The organism is Paraburkholderia sediminicola (genome assembly GCF_046027355.1).
GTDB classification, from domain to species: Bacteria; Pseudomonadota; Gammaproteobacteria; order Burkholderiales; family Burkholderiaceae; genus Paraburkholderia; species Paraburkholderia sediminicola_B.
Map to the genome: position 1 here is coordinate 1 of NZ_JAQQEK010000119.1, position 1,091 is coordinate 1,091.

Annotated in this window: 1 protein-coding gene; it reads right to left on the reverse strand. The window is 62.2% G+C overall.

The annotated features are described in order from the left end of the window. Positions 1-1,091 (reverse strand): bifunctional 2-methylcitrate synthase/citrate synthase (gene prpC / locus PQR42_RS45535; protein WP_408496097.1); only part of this gene is annotated, 1,091 nt, incomplete at both ends.

Below are 1,091 nucleotides of genomic sequence, written 5' to 3' on the forward strand. Positions count from 1 at the left end.
GGTCCGGTGTAATTCGCGCTCGGACGGATGATCTTGTTGTCGACGCGTTGCTCGATGATGTGCGCGCTCCAGCCGGCCGTGCGCGAGATCACGAAGAGCGGCGTGAACATCGCCGTGGGCACGCCCATCATGTGATACGAGACCGCGCTGAACCAGTCGAGATTCGGGAACATCTTCTTCGCGTCCCACATCACCGACTCCAGCCGCTCGGCGATATTGAACAGCTTGCTGTTGCCCGCTTCCTTCGAGAGCTTCTTCGCGATTTCCTTGATGACCTTGTTACGCGGGTCCGAAATCGTGTACACCGGGTGGCCGAAACCGATCACCACTTCCTTGCTCTCGACGCGGCGGCGGATATCCGCTTCTGCTTCATCTGGCGTCTGGTAGCGCGACTGGATCTCGAACGCGACTTCATTGGCGCCACCGTGTTTCGGCCCGCGCAGCGCGCCGATCGCGCCGGTGATCGCCGAATAGATGTCCGATCCCGTGCCCGCGATCACGCGGCCAGTGAACGTCGACGCGTTGAATTCATGCTCCGCGTACAGGTTCAGCGACACATGCATTGCGTCGACCCACGCCTTCGACGGCTCCACGCCGTGCAGCAGATGCAGGAAGTGGCCGCCGATCGAGTCGTCGTCGGTTTCCACCTCGATGCGCTTGCCGTTGTGCGAGTAGTGGTACCAATACAGCAGCATCGAACCGAGCGAAGCCATCAGCTTATCGGCGATGTCGCGCGCGCCCGGCAGGTTGTGGTCGTCTTTCTCCGGCAGCACGGTGCCGAGCACCGACACGCCGGTGCGCATCACGTCCATCGGATGCGCGGCGGCCGGAATCCATTCGAGCGCGGCTTTCACGTTCGCGGGCAGGCCGCGCAGCGCCTTGAGCTTCGTCTTGTACGCGGTGAGTTCGGCCTGGGTCGGCAGCTTTTCATGCACGAGCAGGTACGCGATCTCTTCGAATTCGCAGGCGCTGGCGATATCGAGAATGTCGTAGCCGCGGTAGTGCAGGTCATTGCCGGTCTTGCCGACTGTGCAGAGCGCCGTGTTGCCGGCCGTCACGCCGGACAGGGCGACGGATTTCTTCGGTTTGAA